The organism is Rhizobium sp. FG113 (assembly GCF_057809895.1).
The window spans coordinates 19,527-35,521 of sequence record NZ_JBMDKV010000034.1; the positions used below are offsets into that span (position 1 = coordinate 19,527).

The 15,995-nt window shown below is 57.0% G+C and carries 13 protein-coding genes and 3 pseudogenes; 7 read left to right on the plus strand and 9 right to left on the minus strand.

Annotated elements, in window-relative coordinates; genetic code table 11:
- Position 1 precedes the first annotated feature (1 nt).
- Genes trbL through trbB form a run of 7 tightly spaced genes read right to left on the minus strand, consistent with a single transcriptional unit; the run spans position 2 to position 6,237 of the window.
- A complete protein-coding gene (gene trbL / locus ACODTZ_RS34555) occupies positions 2 to 1,159 on the minus strand; it encodes a P-type conjugative transfer protein TrbL (protein ID WP_489031662.1) in 1,158 nt (385 codons plus the stop codon).
- Positions 1,160 to 1,176: 17 nt separating this feature from the next.
- On the minus strand, positions 1,177 to 1,359 hold the full coding sequence (gene trbK, locus ACODTZ_RS34560; RefSeq protein ID WP_018326239.1) for an entry exclusion protein TrbK: 183 nt from the start codon (positions 1,357 to 1,359) through the stop codon (positions 1,177 to 1,179).
- The gene (gene trbJ, locus ACODTZ_RS34565) at positions 1,356 to 2,159 is read right to left on the minus strand and encodes a P-type conjugative transfer protein TrbJ (protein WP_489031666.1); all 804 of its coding nucleotides are present in this window, start codon (positions 2,157 to 2,159) and stop codon (positions 1,356 to 1,358) included. The genes trbK and trbJ overlap by 4 nt, the downstream gene beginning before the upstream one ends.
- Entirely contained in the window at positions 2,152 to 4,587 is a 2,436-nt protein-coding gene (locus ACODTZ_RS34570; RefSeq protein WP_489031678.1) for a conjugal transfer protein TrbE, read from the minus strand. The genes trbJ and ACODTZ_RS34570 overlap by 8 nt, the downstream gene beginning before the upstream one ends.
- A gap of 10 nt (positions 4,588 to 4,597) precedes the next feature.
- Complete coding sequence (locus ACODTZ_RS34575) at positions 4,598 to 4,897, minus strand: conjugal transfer protein TrbD (RefSeq protein ID WP_015647762.1); 300 nt, start codon at positions 4,895 to 4,897, stop codon at positions 4,598 to 4,600.
- Positions 4,890 to 5,282 (minus strand): TrbC/VirB2 family protein, encoded by a 393-nt coding sequence (locus ACODTZ_RS34580; RefSeq protein ID WP_015647763.1) that lies wholly within the window; start codon positions 5,280 to 5,282, stop codon positions 4,890 to 4,892. The genes ACODTZ_RS34575 and ACODTZ_RS34580 overlap by 8 nt, the downstream gene beginning before the upstream one ends.
- The gene (gene trbB, locus ACODTZ_RS34585; protein ID WP_052821131.1) at positions 5,272 to 6,237 is read right to left on the minus strand and encodes a P-type conjugative transfer ATPase TrbB; all 966 of its coding nucleotides are present in this window, start codon (positions 6,235 to 6,237) and stop codon (positions 5,272 to 5,274) included. Before trbB ends, ACODTZ_RS34580 begins: the two co-directional genes overlap by 11 nt.
- A 378-nt stretch (positions 6,238 to 6,615) precedes the next feature.
- Between trbB and repA the strand changes: the two genes are divergently transcribed.
- From repA to repC, 3 genes are all read left to right on the plus strand, one after another.
- Positions 6,616 to 7,803 (plus strand): plasmid partitioning protein RepA, encoded by a 1,188-nt coding sequence (gene repA / locus ACODTZ_RS34590; protein ID WP_018326379.1) that lies wholly within the window; start codon positions 6,616 to 6,618, stop codon positions 7,801 to 7,803.
- A gap of 84 nt (positions 7,804 to 7,887) precedes the next feature.
- A complete protein-coding gene (repB, locus tag ACODTZ_RS34595) occupies positions 7,888 to 8,883 on the plus strand; it encodes a plasmid partitioning protein RepB (protein WP_018326378.1) in 996 nt (331 codons plus the stop codon).
- A 157-nt stretch (positions 8,884 to 9,040) separates the two neighbouring features.
- Positions 9,041 to 10,285 carry a plasmid replication protein RepC gene (repC, locus tag ACODTZ_RS34600; RefSeq protein WP_489031670.1) on the plus strand — a complete coding sequence of 415 codons (1,245 nt, stop codon included), beginning with the start codon at positions 9,041 to 9,043 and terminating at the stop codon, positions 10,283 to 10,285.
- Positions 10,286 to 10,525: 240 nt separating this feature from the next.
- On the opposite strand, the pseudogene ACODTZ_RS34605 reads toward repC, so the two are convergent.
- Positions 10,526 to 10,723 (minus strand): annotated as a pseudogene (locus ACODTZ_RS34605) (integrase); the annotation flags it as partial.
- Between ACODTZ_RS34605 and ACODTZ_RS34610 the strand changes: the two are divergent.
- Positions 10,681 to 11,002, plus strand: a pseudogene (locus ACODTZ_RS34610) (SDR family oxidoreductase). The pseudogenes ACODTZ_RS34605 and ACODTZ_RS34610 sit on opposite strands and share 43 nt — an antisense overlap.
- A gap of 45 nt (positions 11,003 to 11,047) precedes the next feature.
- On the opposite strand, the gene ACODTZ_RS34615 reads toward ACODTZ_RS34610, so the two are convergent.
- On the minus strand, positions 11,048 to 12,196 hold the full coding sequence (locus tag ACODTZ_RS34615; protein ID WP_489031680.1) for a site-specific integrase: 1,149 nt from the start codon (positions 12,194 to 12,196) through the stop codon (positions 11,048 to 11,050).
- Between the two features lie 190 nt (positions 12,197 to 12,386).
- Here ACODTZ_RS34615 and ACODTZ_RS34620 point away from each other — a divergent pair, with 190 nt between their 5' ends.
- From ACODTZ_RS34620 to ACODTZ_RS34630, 3 genes and pseudogenes are all read left to right on the plus strand, one after another.
- Positions 12,387 to 13,526: an RHE_PE00001 family protein gene (locus tag ACODTZ_RS34620; protein WP_489031672.1), complete on the plus strand. Its 1,140-nt coding sequence runs from the start codon at positions 12,387 to 12,389 to the stop codon at positions 13,524 to 13,526.
- 160 nt (positions 13,527 to 13,686) lie between these two features.
- On the plus strand, positions 13,687 to 14,673 hold the full coding sequence (locus ACODTZ_RS34625; protein ID WP_489031674.1) for an ABC-three component system protein: 987 nt from the start codon (positions 13,687 to 13,689) through the stop codon (positions 14,671 to 14,673).
- A 248-nt stretch (positions 14,674 to 14,921) separates the two neighbouring features.
- Positions 14,922 to 15,617: pseudogene (locus tag ACODTZ_RS34630) on the plus strand (Tn3 family transposase); the annotation flags it as partial.
- Between the last annotated feature and the right edge of the window lie 378 nt (positions 15,618 to 15,995).

The following is a 15,995-nucleotide window of genomic DNA, read 5'->3' on the forward strand; positions in this document are numbered from 1 at the left end:
TTTACGATTTGTCGTGTCGTTCCGGCGGCTGACCGGGCGAGGCTCCTTTGCCACGAGCCTGGTCGAGCTTCGCGTTCGCCAGGCCAAGGATGGAGCCGGCATAGGCACCGGGCGACCCGATCGCCTTCTCCTTGGCTGCGGATCCTGCGGCCTGCCCGGCCGAGCCAAGGCCTGCACCCACTCCGCGAATAGCCGCTCCTCCAAAGGATGATCCGGCGGCCCGCGCCGCTTGACCTGCTGCAAATCCTGCTCCGGCCGCACCTGCGGCCAGGAAGGCTCCGCCAGTCGCGAAAGACGCCGCCTGCCCACCGTGCTGAATGGCTTCCATCCCGCCGGAAACAGACGCCCCCTGAACGACGCCCTGCATGATGTTTGGAACATACATCGCGATGATAAACACAACGACCGAGATGCCGGCGATCGCAAGTGTCGTGATGAACTGGTCGGTCTCGGCGGTTGGGGCCTGAGCAAGTCCCAAGAGGACACCGGAGCCGATTTTAGCGATCATGACCAACGCCATGAGCTTCATGCCAACGCCGAAAGCATAAACGAGATATCGGACAGCAAAGTCCTTGGTGAACGAGGATCCACCGAGGCCGAGCATAATCATTCCCGCGAGTAGGCCGACATACATCTCGACCATCACAGCCACGAAAATCGCTGCCACCAGCGAGAAGCAGATCACAACAATACCCATGGCGAGAACGGCTGCGATCGCAAGAGCATTATCCTCGAAGACACCGAACTTGGCCTGTTCCGACATCTGCGAAGCGACACGGATACCCGCATCGAACACCTCCGCGGGCGAAGCTGACCCACTACCGGCCCCGATCTGATAGAGACTATCTACAACAGCTTTGGCAAACGTTGGTCCCTGGGTCAAAACAAAGGCAAAAAAGCCGATGAACATGATCCTCCGCACAAGCTCTGCGAACCAGCTGTCGAGGGATGCCGACTGAATGGCGAGCCACACTGCGGCAATCCCCACCTCTATTCCGGCGAGGATCCAGAACAGAGACCTTGCCGCATTCATGATGGTTGTTTCCCAGCCCTTGGCAGCGGAAGAAACCTGATTTTCAAGCTCCGTGAGGACTTGGCCCTGCTGTGCAAACGCTGGGCCGGCCAGCATAAGGCAGGCAAGGCCGGTTGCAAAAAGCATCAACTCGATCCGTGCCCTTACCATCTTGGACGCATTTCCTGGCCCTTTTCGATCGGGGGCAGGTCCTTTTTCACACCGAAAAATTTCTCGCTCTTTTTGGATGAGGATCTCTCGTCGGACTTCATGATGAATACCGTTGCTGCTGACACTGATGCCGCCGCGACCAAAAGCGCGATAGCAATGACGATCGCGCGGCTCACCAGCGGGGCTCCATCTTCTGACCTTCGGGGACGGCACTGGTGTCGGCGTTGAAGAACTTTTCTCGCCGAGCTTGTGCCAGATCCTTTTCGGTCTGCTCGCTTTGCAGCCACGTCCCCATCATCGTCATCTGCTGGGATACGAGACCACGCAGCTTTTGCGTTTGCGCAACCTGCTGCGCCGCAATTTCGTGGCCGACCTGGAGAGCTTTCATTTGGCCATCGGCCGATTCCGACATGTTTCGGAGGGAGCCCATCGTATCCTCCTCGCTGTCGAACTGGTCAGCCGTCAGGCTTGCAGCCTTGAGCGTGCTGGCGATGGTGTCGCGGTTGGTATCTGACCAACGGGCATAGTTCGAGGATAGGTCCGTCCCGTTGCCGGCGGCAGTCTGAAGATCAGCATAGGATTGAAAGCGCTGTTTCAGCACATCATCTGCGCTCCCCATCGAGAAAGAGATGCTCTGTCCCTGATCGACGATACTGCGGAGCTGATTGAGGTCGCTCTCCACCTGCCCCCAGATATGATCGGGCAGCTGCGCCGTGTTTTGCAGCATGTTTTCGTAGATGTTCAGCTGGTTTTGGATCTGCTCGGCCAACTGACTGATTTGTGTCAGCTGATTTTCGACTTGCAGGCCGGAGCTTTTAAGGAGGTCGACGAGCTGTGCATTGTTGGCAAGCTGTGTCCACTCGGTTGCAGCGCCCGTCGCTGAGCCAGCAAATGCTGGTGTGGAAGCGCCGGTTACAAACGCTGCAATGACAACGGTCGCTGATTTTCTTCTGAGCGATAGGATATGGTCAAGCATAGCGATTGATCCCTCTTTCATTGAGCCATTGGGTCGGCCAGTCTTTGCCGTAAGTTGAGAGAAGTTCCCGGATCCGAGCGAGGTCGGCTTTGCCGGAAGCACCGACGAAGGAGAGGGTGAGCGGCCCCAGCGCCATATCGAAAAGGCGGCGTCCGTCCGGCGACGTCACGTAATATTCCCGCTTTGGAATAGCGGCTGCGACGATTTCGATTTGGCGAGGATTAAAGCCGATGCGCTCATAGAATTCTCGTGTCCCGGACTCGCGGGCAGCCCCATTCGGGAGGCAGATCTTGGTTGGGCAGGATTCCTTCAGGACATCGATGATGCCCGAGCGCTCTGCGTCCGAAATTGACTGAGTGGCGAGAACGACGGCGCAGTTTGCCTTTCGCAGCACCTTCAGCCACTCGCGGATTTTGTCGCGGAAAACCGGGTGACCGAGCATCAGCCACGCCTCATCGAGAATGATAAGGCTTGGTGCCCCCGTTAGCCGCTTTTCGATACGTCGAAACAGATAGGTCAGCACTGGCACGAGATTTCGCTCGCCCATATTCATCAGTTGCTCGATCTCGAAGCACTGGAATTGGCCGAGGGTCAGCGAATCCTGTTCAGCGTCGAGAAGCTGGCCCATGGGGCCGTCAACAGTATAGTGGTGCAACGCGTCCTTGATCTCCCGCATCTGAACGCCACTCACAAAATCCGACAGCGACCGGCCTGGCGCCCCCGCCATCAAACCGATCTGCCGAGATATGGCGTTTCGGTGGTCCGGGGTGACCGTGACACCCTGCAGGGAGACGAGTGTTTCGATCCATTCGGAAGCCCAGGCGCGGTCGGTATCGGTCGAGAGATCGGAGAGAGGGCAAAAGGCAAGCTTAGCCCCCTCTCCTGCCTCGCCGCCGATTTCATAGTGATTGCCATCCACGGCCAGCGTCAGCGGCAGAATAGAGTTGCCTTTGTCGAAGGCGAAAACCTGCGCACCCTTATACCGGCGAAATTGCGCTGCGATGAGCGCGAGAAGCGTTGACTTGCCGGAACCGGTTGGTCCGAAAATAAGTGTATGGCCGACGTCATCCACGTGAAGGTTCAGTCGGAACGGTGACGATCCAGAGGCCACCTGTGTCAGTGGCGGCGCGTCGGGTGGATAGAACGGGCAGGGCGCAAGTGGACTGCCCGACCAGACGGAATTGAGGGGGATCAGGTCTGCGAGATTGCGGGTGTTTATCAGGGGTTCCCGGATGTTGCAGTACCAGTTGCCTGGCAGGCTCCCGAGGAATGCGTCCGTCGCATTCAACGTCTCGATCCGCGCGCCAAATCCTTCAGCCTGGATCAACCTTCGAACGGACTCGGTTTTATCGGCAAGATTCTCTCTGCTTTCGTCGAATAGAATGATCACCGGCGTGTAGTAGCCATAGGCGACCAGCTGCGAAGATGCCTCGGCGATCGCGTCTTCAGTCTCCGCGACCATGGCCATTGCGTCCTGGTCAACGGATCGGCTTTGCGTCTGGAAAAGTTGGTCGAAAAACGGCCGTACCTTTTGCTGCCATTTCTTGCGCGTGCGCTCCAACCGCTGCTTTGCCTCCTCAGCATCCAGAAAGATGAAGCGCGACGACCAGCGGTAGGTGAGCGGCAAGAGATCGAGGCTATTCAAGATGCCTGGCCAGCTCTCGGCCGGCAAACCGTCGATCGCAATCACGCTGAGGAACCGGTTTTCGACCTTCGGGGTGAGGCCGTGCTCTAGCTCCGCGGTCGCCAGCCAGTCCAAATACATGGGAATCTCAGGTAGACGGACTGGGTGGTTTTCACCGGTGATGCAGAACCGGATGAACTGGAACAGCTCATCGTAGCGGGCAATACGGGCGCCACCGCGTTCCGGTACTTCACGCGTTCGCATGCGCTCGATTGAGATGACGTTGCCGAGGTACTGCTCGATCTCCCGTATCGAGCGCCTGAAACTGTCGAGCACCGTGTCGGCATAGGTCGCCGTCCGGCTCTCAGTGTCCGAGTAGATATAACGCGTGACGCCAGATCGCCGGCGCTCGGGAGGGCGATATGTCAGGACGAGCGCATGCCGGCTCTCGAAGTGGCCGCGCTCCTGTTCGAAGTGCTTGCGCCGCTCATCATCGATCATGCGAGTGACAGCATCAGGGAAATGACTGCGTTCCGCAGAAGGATAGTCAGTCGTTGGGATGCGCACGGCCTCGACCTGGATCATCCAGCCGGAACCTAGCCGTGAAAGGATCGTATTGATCTGACGGGACAGCTCGTTGCGCTCGAAATCCGTGGCGCTCTCGGAGTCAGGGCCGGCAAAATACCATCCAGCCATGAGACTTCCGTCCTTGAGAAGAATGACCCCGTTATCGACCAGTCCGGCATAGGGCACGAGATCGGCGAACGACGGTGCAGACGGGCGAAGGGAACGCAAAGCGACCATCATTGCACCTCTAGAAACGTCGCCACGGCGAAGACGTGGGCAGGTAGTGATGCCGGTAGCGCAAATGCCGCACGTAGACATGACGCATGAGGGGATCGGATTTTGCCATCATGCGCAGTGCGCCGACGATCACGAACCAGATGGCGATGCCGAACAGCGCTGAATACAGGGTGAGCACGACGAAGATCAGGATGATCGCCACCAGCCCTGTGACAAGCAGGAGCTCTCGGTCTGCCCCCATCAGCAGATTCGGTCGTGAAAGAGCGCGGTGAATGCGATTGCGTTGGAGAGCGGAATGCGGCTCACCCATTGGCCCCCTCCCCTCTTGCAACGGACATCGGCTGGGAAACGGTCCCTGGCAAACTTGTGGCAGTGATGCCGATCGACGCGCCGGTCGCACCGAACAGTCCGACAATCGTCGTCGCCCCCAGCAGGATACCGGCGACCAGTACGATGTAGACGAGGCGTCGCGCGAAATCGTTGAGCTCGCCGCCGAAGATCAGCATTCCGCCGGCGATCGCCATGGCGGCGAGGGCAATTGCTCCTGCGACTGGCCCAGTGATGGATTCCTGAATCTGTTCAAGCGGCCCCTCCCAGGGAAGACTCCCACCGGAACTGGCAAGGGCTGGCGCGGCAAGCGCCGCGCAGAACATCGCAGCGAGCAGTCCGAGGCGAAAAGAGCGATTATGCAGCATGAATGTCCTCATCAATTTGAGCGTAATGTTCGGTCTGGTACCGGCTACCGCTGAAGCCCTCGACATTGATGACCTCTCGTACCCGTCTCCCCCTCCCCGCGCGCTCGATCGAGATGACAAGATCAACGGCCTCGCCGATCACAGCCTGCATCGGTTGCTGGCTGACCTCGGCGGTCAGTTGCTCCAGACGACGCAAGGCGGACATGGCGGTATTGGAGTGGACGGTGGTGACGCCACCGGGATGGCCAGTATTCCAGGCTTTCAGCAGCGTTAGTGCGGCGCCGTCGCGGACTTCGCCAACGATGATGCGGTCGGGACGGAGGCGCATGGTGCTCTTGAGCAGTCGCGCCATATCGATCGTGTCACTGGTATGCAGGCACACCGCATTCTCTGCCGCACACCGGATTTCCGCAGTATCTTCAAGAATGACCATGCGGTCGTCCGGCGCTGAGGCTATGATTTCAGCGATCACGGCATTGGCGAGAGTCGTTTTGCCCGAACCCGTTCCACCCGCGATCACGATATTGAGCCGATTCGCGATTGCGCTCCTGATCACTGTGGCTTGCGCCTCCGTCATCACCTTGTCAGCGATATAGTCGTCGAGTGGGATCAGCCTGGAGGCTCTGCGCCTGATCGTGAACGTTGGGGACGCGACAACCGGGGGCAGCAACCCTTCAAAGCGGTGTCCGCCAATGGGAAGTTCGCCCGAAATGATCGGCCGCTCATCGTCCGCCTCAGATTGTAGAGCGTGTGCGACGGAGCCGATGATTGTTTCCGCTGCTGTCGCAGCCATCTCACCCGCGGGCGCAATGCCCTGCCCTAACCGCTCGATGAAAACTTTACCGTCCGGGTTGAGCATGATCTCGACGACGCCAGGGTCGTCGAGGGCGATACATAAACGATCGCCCAGTGCTTCTTGAAGCTTGCGCACAAGGCGGGAATGCGACTGAAGCATTGCAGCTTTCTCCTCGCTGATTGGTTTGTGAGGGAAAAGAGCCGCGCCACGCTTTGATGTCCACGTACAAATTTGTGGGTCGCCTGCGTGAGGTGATTCCGTCAGGTTCCCATCGATTCTCTCAATGGGCTTCTGGGTCGCCTCAGATAAGGGCGGAAAAATCTGAGGAAAGAAAGGACATGGACGATGGCGATGAAATGCTCAACACACTGAAATATAACACCTAATCACGCGTTTTTGCGATGGTCTTGGATCATCTTAAGACATTGTTAACTTTAAATTCCTTGTCGCGCAGGGGGAATCGGACGATAGTTGCGCAAATTATGGCTTTATGGCCATTTTTTCGAAAGTGACGCCACCTAGGAAATAGTTTGCAAAATGAGCCAGCTGCCCAACAGATTTGACGTCGAGATCGCCCAGCAAGGGGCAAAGATATCAAGCGCGTTGCATATGCTGCGCAGCCAACAGTATCCGCCGGACGCTCGTAAGGGATTACGCAAGTTTCAGCTCGGCGAGGTCGCCGATTTCATGGGTGTGACCCAAAGCCATCTCCGACAAATCCATTCCGAAGGGAAAGGCCCGGAGATCGAATCGGTCAGCGGTCGCCGATATTATACGGCCGATCAAATGCGGGAGCTTCGCGAATATCTCGAAGCCAACAAAAAATCCGACAAGCGCTATTACGTTCCTCAACGTCGCGAAGGCGAGCCGATGCAAGTCGTTTCGGTCGTGAACTTCAAAGGTGGAAGCGGGAAGACAACGACCGCGGCACACTTAGCACAGTATCTCGCCCTCACCGGTCACCGTGTGCTTGCCATCGATCTAGATCCCCAGGCGTCGCTAACGTCACTGTTCGGCATTCAGCCCGAACTCGATGATACAGCGTCCCTATACGAAGCGCTTCGTTTCGATGAGGAGCGAAAGCCAATATCAGCGGTAATTCAGTCGACCAATATTCCAGGACTAGACGTTGTACCGGCGAATCTTGTGCTGCAGGAATTTGAATACGATGTGCCACTGTCAATTTCTTCTCGAAAAGGTGACGAGGGTCGGTTGTTCCACATGCGCATCGTCAATGCGCTTAAAGAAGTGGACGACAAGTATGACGTGGTTGTCATCGACTGCCCGCCGCAGCTCGGCTACCTTACTATCACCGCGTTGATGGCTTCCACAGGCATCCTGATTACAATCCATCCCCAGATGTTGGACATCATGTCGATGAGCCAGTTCCTACAGATGCTGGGAGGGATTATGACCCCTGTTGCAGAGGCTGGTGCCGAAATCAGGGTGGAATGGTTCCGCTACCTCGTGACACGCTTTGAGCCGACCGACATTCCGCAAGCGCAGATGGTCGGCTTCATGCAGTCGATGTTTGCTCAGCAGATGCTGCGAAACCACGTTCTTAAATCTACCGCTATTTCCGACGCTTCAATCAAAAAGCAGACTTTGTACGAGGTCGAGCGGGGAGAGTTCGTTCGGTCTACTTACGATCGAGCAATGGAAAGCCTGAATGCCGCAAATGGTGAAATTGTCGACCTGATACACAATGCTTGGGGGCGGAAATGACAAACTTGTCAGCCGTTTTTTTTCCTATTTTTGCAAGGCGAAATAATGCCTTAGCGGAGTTGAAGTCAAAGCTGGAGTTCGGTCATGGCGCGTGACAATCCATTCGCGAAGCTTGATATAGCGTCGATATCGACCGACAAATCTCCCGTAAAGCCTGGATACGCGATGACGGGCGCCGCGAAGACGGTTGTGCGATCGATTGAAGATCTCGCCGAAAACACCAAGAAGCTCATGGAGGGCGAGGTCGTCGTGGAGCTGGATCCGCGGCTGCTGGATGTATCATTCGTGGCCGATCGGCTGTCGGATGAGGGCGAAGAATACCAGGAGCTCAAACAGGCGATCAAAGAATCCGGTCAGACGACACCAATCCTGGTTCGGCCTAGCTCGTATGACAGCCAACGCTTCATGGTCGTTTTCGGGCACCGTCGTCTCAAGGTCGCCAAAGAGCTCGGGATTTCGGTCAAGGCGGTTGTCAAAAAACTTGACGACATCACGTCCGCAATCGCCCAAGGGCAGGAAAACTCTGCCCGCTCAAACTTATCCTTCATCGAACGTGCGTACTTCGCACAGAACCTGCTTGCGTCCAACATGACGAAGGACGTGGTGCGGTCGTCTCTCGCGATCGACGAGGCGATGTTGTCCAAGATGCTCGGTGTCGTGGAAGTGGTCCCTGCTGCGATCATCAAAGCTCTCGGTGCGTCCAAAAAAATCGGGCGCGACAAGTGGCTTAGCCTGCGTCAACTACTTCTCGTTCCTGCCCTCTTGAAGGTTGCCACTGAATTTACGGAGACCGCAGGGTTTGTTGAACTGGCAGAAGAAAAGCGGTTCGACGAACTTCATGATTACCTGAAGCGCTACAAGGTCAAATCGGCTGCTAAGAAGCCCAAGGGCAACGCATCCGGGAGGGATTGGACGTCGAGCGACAGTTCACTGAATTTCGTAATGAACACCAAATCGAAGAAGGTTGCGATTGAGCTTTCGAATGTCGAAGCGAAGCCCTTCAGCGACTGGCTTTCGGGCCGGATGGACCGTTTGTATGACGAGTACAAACGGTCAAAAACCGAACGCAACGGAGATTAAACCGCAAAAGAAAAAGGCCCCCAAACGGTAAACCGTGGAAGCCTCTCTCGTCATCTCTAGCAGGATCGAGAATCGCATTTCCCGGAATCGCAGTCAAGAGTGTTGGCACCGATTTGGTGAGCGAATTTCTTTTGCCTAGAGAAAGGTGAGAGAAAAAATGCAAACGGGACATGTAACGACGCCTTTTGGGCGGCGACCGGCTACTCTTGCCCTAGTTAAGGGGCAACTGGCCATCACAGCACCGAGCCCAGGCGCACGCGTAGAAAAGTGGAAAGTGTTTCGTGACGTGTGTGAGGCGAGGGAGCGCTTCGGTCTGCAAGACAGAGCGCTCGCTGTTCTCGATGCACTCTTGACGTTCTACCCTGAGCCACAGCTCGACCAGGATCATGGACTTGTCGTGTTTCCATCTAATGCGCAGCTATCTGTCCGCGCTCATGGGATCACAGAAAGCACACTCCGCCGGCAACTCGGAGCACTGGTCGATGCCGGACTTATCCAGCGCCGGGATAGTCCAAACGGCAAGCGTTACGCGCATCGCAATCGAGATGGCGTAATTGAGCAGGCATACGGCTTCGATCTCAGCCCGCTGCTCACGCGCGCGGCGGAGCTTGCCATACTTGCGCAGGAAGTCGCAGCAGAACGTGTACGCTTCCGCAGGGCAAAAGAAGCACTGACGATCTGCCGTCGCGATGTCCGTAAGCTGATTACGGCTGCGATTGAAGAAGGAGCGTCAGGAAACTGGCTGGACGTCGAGATGATGTATGTTGGAATTCTTGGTCGACTACCTCGTTATCCCGACAGAACCCAGGTCGAAGCAACACTCGACGAGATGGAGCTTTTGAGGAATGAAGTCATCAACCTCCTGGAGATGCAGTTAAATACCGACTATATGCACGGCAATGCCATTCAAAATGAACGCCACATACAGAATTCAAATACCGAATCTATCTATGAACTTGAACCTAGCTCTGGAAAAGAGCAGGGCGAAAGCTTGCCGGAAGAGCCGCCAGCCAAGAGGATAGGCGTTGAACAGAAAAGGGCGAATGCAGAACAGATCAAGTCGTTTCCGCTCGGTATGGTCCTTCGAGCTTGCCCCCAGATCGTAGACTATGGGCCGGGCGGTGGCATATCGAATTGGCGCGAGTTGATGACGGCGGCCGTAGTGGTCCGCTCAATGCTCGGAGTAAGTCCCTCAGCCTACGAAGAGGCCTGCAATGCGATGGGGCCGGAGAATGCTGCCGCGGCAATGGCGTGCATCCTAGAGCGCTCGAACTACATCAACTCGGCCGGTGGTTATCTACGTGATCTGACTAAACGCTCGGAACGAGGAGAGTTTTCAATTGGGCCTATGCTGATGTCGCTGCTCAAGGCAAACGGCGATGGCAACCGGCTTGCGGGTTAGCGATGTCAATAAGCGCAATGTGTTGAACCTAGATGACGAGGTAGGTCTCTCATACAACCGCTACAATCTTGTCAGCCGTTTTTTTCGGAATTTTCCTCATAAATTTCTGATGCTTATACGAGATGAGTGCGCGTAATTTCTCGTTGAATTGATGGCTGGGCCTGGTCTATGCCAATCGACGCGAGAGCGGCTTTCACGCTACCGGACGACAAAAGCTTTATCGTGGGTAGACGCCTGCCTTCACAGCAAACGTGCAGCACGACCGCTTCGACGGGTAGCGCTATTGTAATAGCTCGACGCCTGCTGCACTGAACGATGCCTCGACTGCTCCATGGCTTCGGGGAGGGGTATGCCGCGGTTAGCCGCTTCGGTCAGATATCCTGATCGTAGCCCATGTGCCGAAAACTCCGCAGGCTCCAGCCCCGCCAAGCTACGCCGCAGCAAAGGCGGCGCTTGTCAGCTTCACCCGGAGCTGGGCCCTTGAACTGGCTGCGGGCGGAATAACGGTGAACGCCGTTTCGCCGGGGCCAACGGAGACGGCGTTGTTTCAGCGAGAGCGAAGCGCGTTACGTCTTCGGCGTTCCAATGGGCCGCTTCGGAAGACCGGAGGAAGTCGCTGGGGCAATCGAATTCCTGCTATCGGATGACGCTGGGTTTATTACGGGGCAGACGCCTCATGTCGATGGCGGGGCCTCAATCGGCAAGTCTTCGTTGTAGATTCATCGCGGTCTATCTGGAGGCAGTGCCGGCCGATCCGCGTCTTCAAAGCATACGCGCAGCGCGCCCGCTTCGGCGGGTCGCGTTGTTGTAATAGCTGGAGGCCTGTTGCACCGAACGGTGTCGCGACTGCTCCATTGCTTCGGGGAGGGGGATCCCGCGGTTGGCGGCTTCCGTAAGATATCCCGACCGCAACCCATGCGCCGAGAATTCCGCAGGGTCGAGTCCAGCCATCTCGGCCCGCTGTTTGACGATCGCATTGACCGCGCCCGGCTCCAGCGCCCGCTTCGAGACATTGCCCCAACGATCGATCTTCCGAAAAATACTCCCGCTTTCGATTCTTCCAGCCGCCATCCATGCGTTCAAAGCATCCACGGGCCGGCCCGTCAGATAAACGGCCTCATCGCTTTCGGCACCTGACGTCTTGGTGCGACCGAGATGGATGGCGACAGAGGGGAGGGGAGGGGCACCCTCGACGGTGATGGGTGGCTCAACGGTGAGCTGCTCCCTGCGCAGACCGGCAATCTCACTGCGACGACGACCGCCCGAGGCAAAAGCCACCATCAGGATTGCCCGGTCGCGGATGTCACGAAGGCTGTCGGTGCTGCAGGTCGCGAGCAGCTTTGCCAGGACGTCGCCGGTGACGGCCTTCGCGCTCTTGCGTTTCCTTGGCCGCGGCGTCGCCCGAACTGCGAGGCGTATCGCGGATTTCAGCGACGGCGAGGAAAAGACGCCTGACAGCCCGCGCCATTTCGTCAGCGTCGACCAGCTGGCAATCCGCCGCCGCACCGTGTCGGGCGCGTGCGCCCCTGGCGATCGCAGAAAACCCTGTTCCCGCAGGCTCTGTTCGACATCGGCTGGCATGCCGTGGTGAGGATCGATGTCGCGCTGTTCGGGCTGCCAGAGATGGTGGGCGACGAATTTAAGAGCCAAGGCTTCGGGCGCCGGCCAGGGGAGGGAGGCGCCGGTCGCGGCAAGCGACCAGGCCTGTAGATAGGCGAGGTCGGAGGTGAGGGCGCGCAGAGTGTTTTCGCCCATGCCTTCGTTGACCAGATGGCGTAGCGTTTCGATGTCCTGGTCGGTCAGCAGTTCGGCCAGTTCGTCGCGCCGGTCGATCGGCAGCACGCTGGCGATGGTGTCTAGTTCGTCGGCCCGGCGATCGACGGCGGTCTTGGAGATGGACGGTTTGGCCACAGAGAAACTCCGGATCGGCGGCTTTTGACGGCCGAGCGGCCGTGGGTTTACCGGATTCTTTCTGATTTGCGGCAGGAAATCAATCACCATCGATAAGCATTACTTATCGATGGTGATGACCTCAACCAGCAATCATACCATGTGAGGAACTGTAATATTGATATAGAGTTCCTATAAGAAATCATTTACCATGATTTCAATGGCTTATGATCTTGCGAAAATTAGCATAACAGCCTTGATGCGGCCGACTTTCGACTCCGGTATTGCTCTCGCGCGCCTGGACGAGCGGATCGCCCGTTCACCAGTCGGCGCGGGATTCCTCGAACGATCCCATTTTGCCGACGCCTGCGCCTCTTTGTGGATCGACGGCGAATTGGTCCATCTCGAAGACCTCGTCCTGCACGACAATACCCGCGATATTCGCACACCCACCCATGAGTTGACTATCGCCCGCGACGTTCTGCGCAGCCGCCGGCGCATTGCTGCCCATCTCCCCGCCTGGGCGTTATCGGCAGAGGGTATCCGAACTTTGCGACAGACGTCGGACATTGATCCGGTCGGCGCGGAGGTGGAGGAGCCGGCCGGCGTCGTTCGGCCAGCGGTCACCATCGATCCGGAAGGGGAGGGGGGCGATGGTGATGACGCGGAGAATTTACCCGGCGTCGACTATGCGGCCATCGACGCGGTTCTGGCCCGATCGGAGGCGGCAATCGAGAATGCAACACGACCCGGCCGTGACGGCGGCCGAGAAAGAGACCCAATGATCTACGACCTCGACTGGGACGAGGATGCGCGGCTCGACGAATGGCGCAGCGTAGTGCGCCAGGCCGAAAACCTGCCAGCGGCGCTGCAGGCAATCATCGCCCTCGATGCCTGGAACGAGCTGTCCGTGCTTCAGCACGCCCCCTGGCTCGGCCGCCTGTTTTGCGCTTCCATCCTGCGCCACGCCGGCATCACCACCGGTGCCCATCTCGCCGCCATCAATCTCGGCCTCAAAACCATTCCCGTCGATCGGCGACGGCATCGCGACCAGGACACGCGACTGCTCGCCATCGCCCGCGGTCTTTTGGCGGCGGCCGAGATCGGCATGAAAGAGCATGACAGGCTGACGCTGGCGAAAACGATGATGGACCGAAAGCTGGACGGGCGCCGGACGTCTTCAAAACTGCCGGAGCTGGTCGAGTTGGTCATGGCGAGGCCGCTGGTGTCGGCTGGCATGGTGGCCAAAACGCTGGACGTCACGCCGCAGGCGGCGCGGCGGATTGTTTTGGAGCTGGGCCTGCGCGAGATGACCGGGAGGGGGAGGTTTCGGGCATGGGGCGTGCTCTGAGCTGGCGAGATTTAACTAAGCGATCAATTTGTCGTTGTGTATCGTAGGTTTTTTACTATGATTTGATTGCATTGGCATGGGGGTGCCGACAGTTAGTGCGAGGGGGACAAGAAAATTTACACAACCGTAAGGACGAGCGGCTCGCTTCAGGGTGGCGATTATGCCTCCCGATGAAAAATCGCCATACTCAGCCGCTCCTCAAGGTGTTGGGTACATTTATCAGCCTCGCTTCGCGCTCCTGAAGATCCTCGACTACGCCGAAAGCACTTCTGTCCTCATCGAAAAAGATGACGACTTGGATTTCATTGATGCCGGCGGAAAAAGGTCTCTCGCGTCGCTTAAACACAAGGCGCCGGGAGACAGAGTTAGCGATCTATCGACAGACTTTTGGAAGTCGGTGCGGGTATGGCTCGCAAGTTATGTACGAGCCGACCGTACGGCATCAAATTTAAGGTTTTTCCTCTTCACAACAGCCGTTGTGTCGGAATCCTCCTTTTTGATAAATTTTCTCGATGGCGCGGAGCGATCGGAAACGCTAGCGACACTTGCTCAGGAGGCCATGGCTGCAAGTGAGTCGAAATTAATTGCGGAGGTGAGGGGCTCGTTTAGTGCCTTCTCCGACAGTGAGGTTGAAGACTTCATGTCTCGCATAACCATTATCGACAACAGCCCACGTATCACTGACCTTCCGCACATCATCCAAGAACGGCACCTCCGCACAATACGGAGAGAAAATCGACCGCACGTTTTCGAACGTCTTGAAGGATGGTGGAACGACTTGATGGTGAAGATGCTCACCGGGGTCAGGACCGATCCCGTTTTCGGATACGAGGTGTCAGACAAGCTATCTGCTATTGCAGAGGAATACCGGTCTGACAATTTGCCAATCACTTTCAGAAATGCCGCTCCCGATTCGATTGACGCCGAAAATGATCCTCGGCTGTTCGTCGAACAGCTGCGATCAATCGGCATTTCCACGAACCGAATTCAGAGCGCCATAATCGACTATTATCGAGCCTTTGAGCAACGGTCAGCCTGGGCCCGCGAAACCCTGCTCGTGAATGGCGAGATAGAAGATTACGAGGACAGATGTCGTTTGGCATTTAATTGTAAGAATGCGCCCGTTCCGGCTGATGATGGCACCTAATTTGAGACTATTAGGTGCGATTTCCCGCGCCTAGCGCCTTCCGGTTCGGTAATAAATCTATGTAATATAAGGTTATTTAGGATGGAAGCTTGACCGTAGCTAGCCATCTTTTCCTCGGCGGCGTATCTCACATTAACTGCCAAAAGCCAAGCCAGAATCTCAAATTAAATGCTAAGTCTCAAATTAAGTGCCGGGCTATCTCGTTGAAATTGTTAGGGCCGGAATCTTACGATTAAATGCAAAACGACATATTTGCCCTCTTCACTCTGATCGGAAAGCGTTTTGCGCCTCGGCTGCGCAATCTCAAGGACCGGAAGTTCCATACTTTCGAAAAGGCCGACTCATATCCAGCACTGGCCAACCATATCGGCGCGCCGATCAATACCGCCCTCATTCTGGAACACTGGGATGACCTTCTCCATCTGGCGGCATCAATCACGACACGCTCTGTTGCGCCCTCAATGATCCTCAAAAAGCTGGCGGCATCCTCGAAACCGAGCCAGTTGGCGAAAGCCCTGCGTGAGCTCGGGCGCATCGAGCGATCCCTGTTTATGATCGAATGGTATTCCAACCCGGCACTTCGCCGGCGATGTCAAGCCGGTCTTAACAAAGGAGAATCCGCCCACAAGCTCAAGCGGGCCGTTTTCTTCCATGAGCGCGGCGAAATCCGCGACCGATCGTTCGAAAGTCAGGCATTCCGTGCCTCGGGCCTCAACCTTGTCGTCAGCGCCATCGTCCACTGGAATACCGTTTATCTCAGCCGTGCCGTAGCCCATCTGCGTCAAAGTGGTCGAACTATCCCCGACATATTGCTCAAGCATGTCTCGCCACTCAGCTGGGAGCACATAAATCTCACCGGCATCTATTCCTGGGACACCGAGCAGCAGATGCCCGAAGGCTTCAGGCCATTGCGACTTCCTGGAAGAATCCTCCGCGCTGCATGACGTTCCCGCCCGTTCGGTCTTAGCGTACGATTTCGAGCAGCTCTTGTTCTGACCCCGAATTGAGCACCGGTGCGACCTGACCGATGGCACCGCACAGCGAACGCTCTCAGACAGGCTCTGCGACGACGAAGGGCTCGACGCACAGTTTCCTCCCGCCGGAAGTGGGACGCGATACTGAAGCCAGGAAGTTGCCATCCACCCCGTTGACTTCACGCATGCCGCACCTTGTCGAGTACCCAGTCCTGGAGGCGCTTGGCCGTATGCTGTGCATTCGCTTCAGCAAGATCGTCGGGGACGATCCCGAATATCGGCCCAAGATGCTTCGTGAGCGTCCGGTGAGTTGTTTTTGCTGATCGGGCAAATCAGGCGATGTTCTGG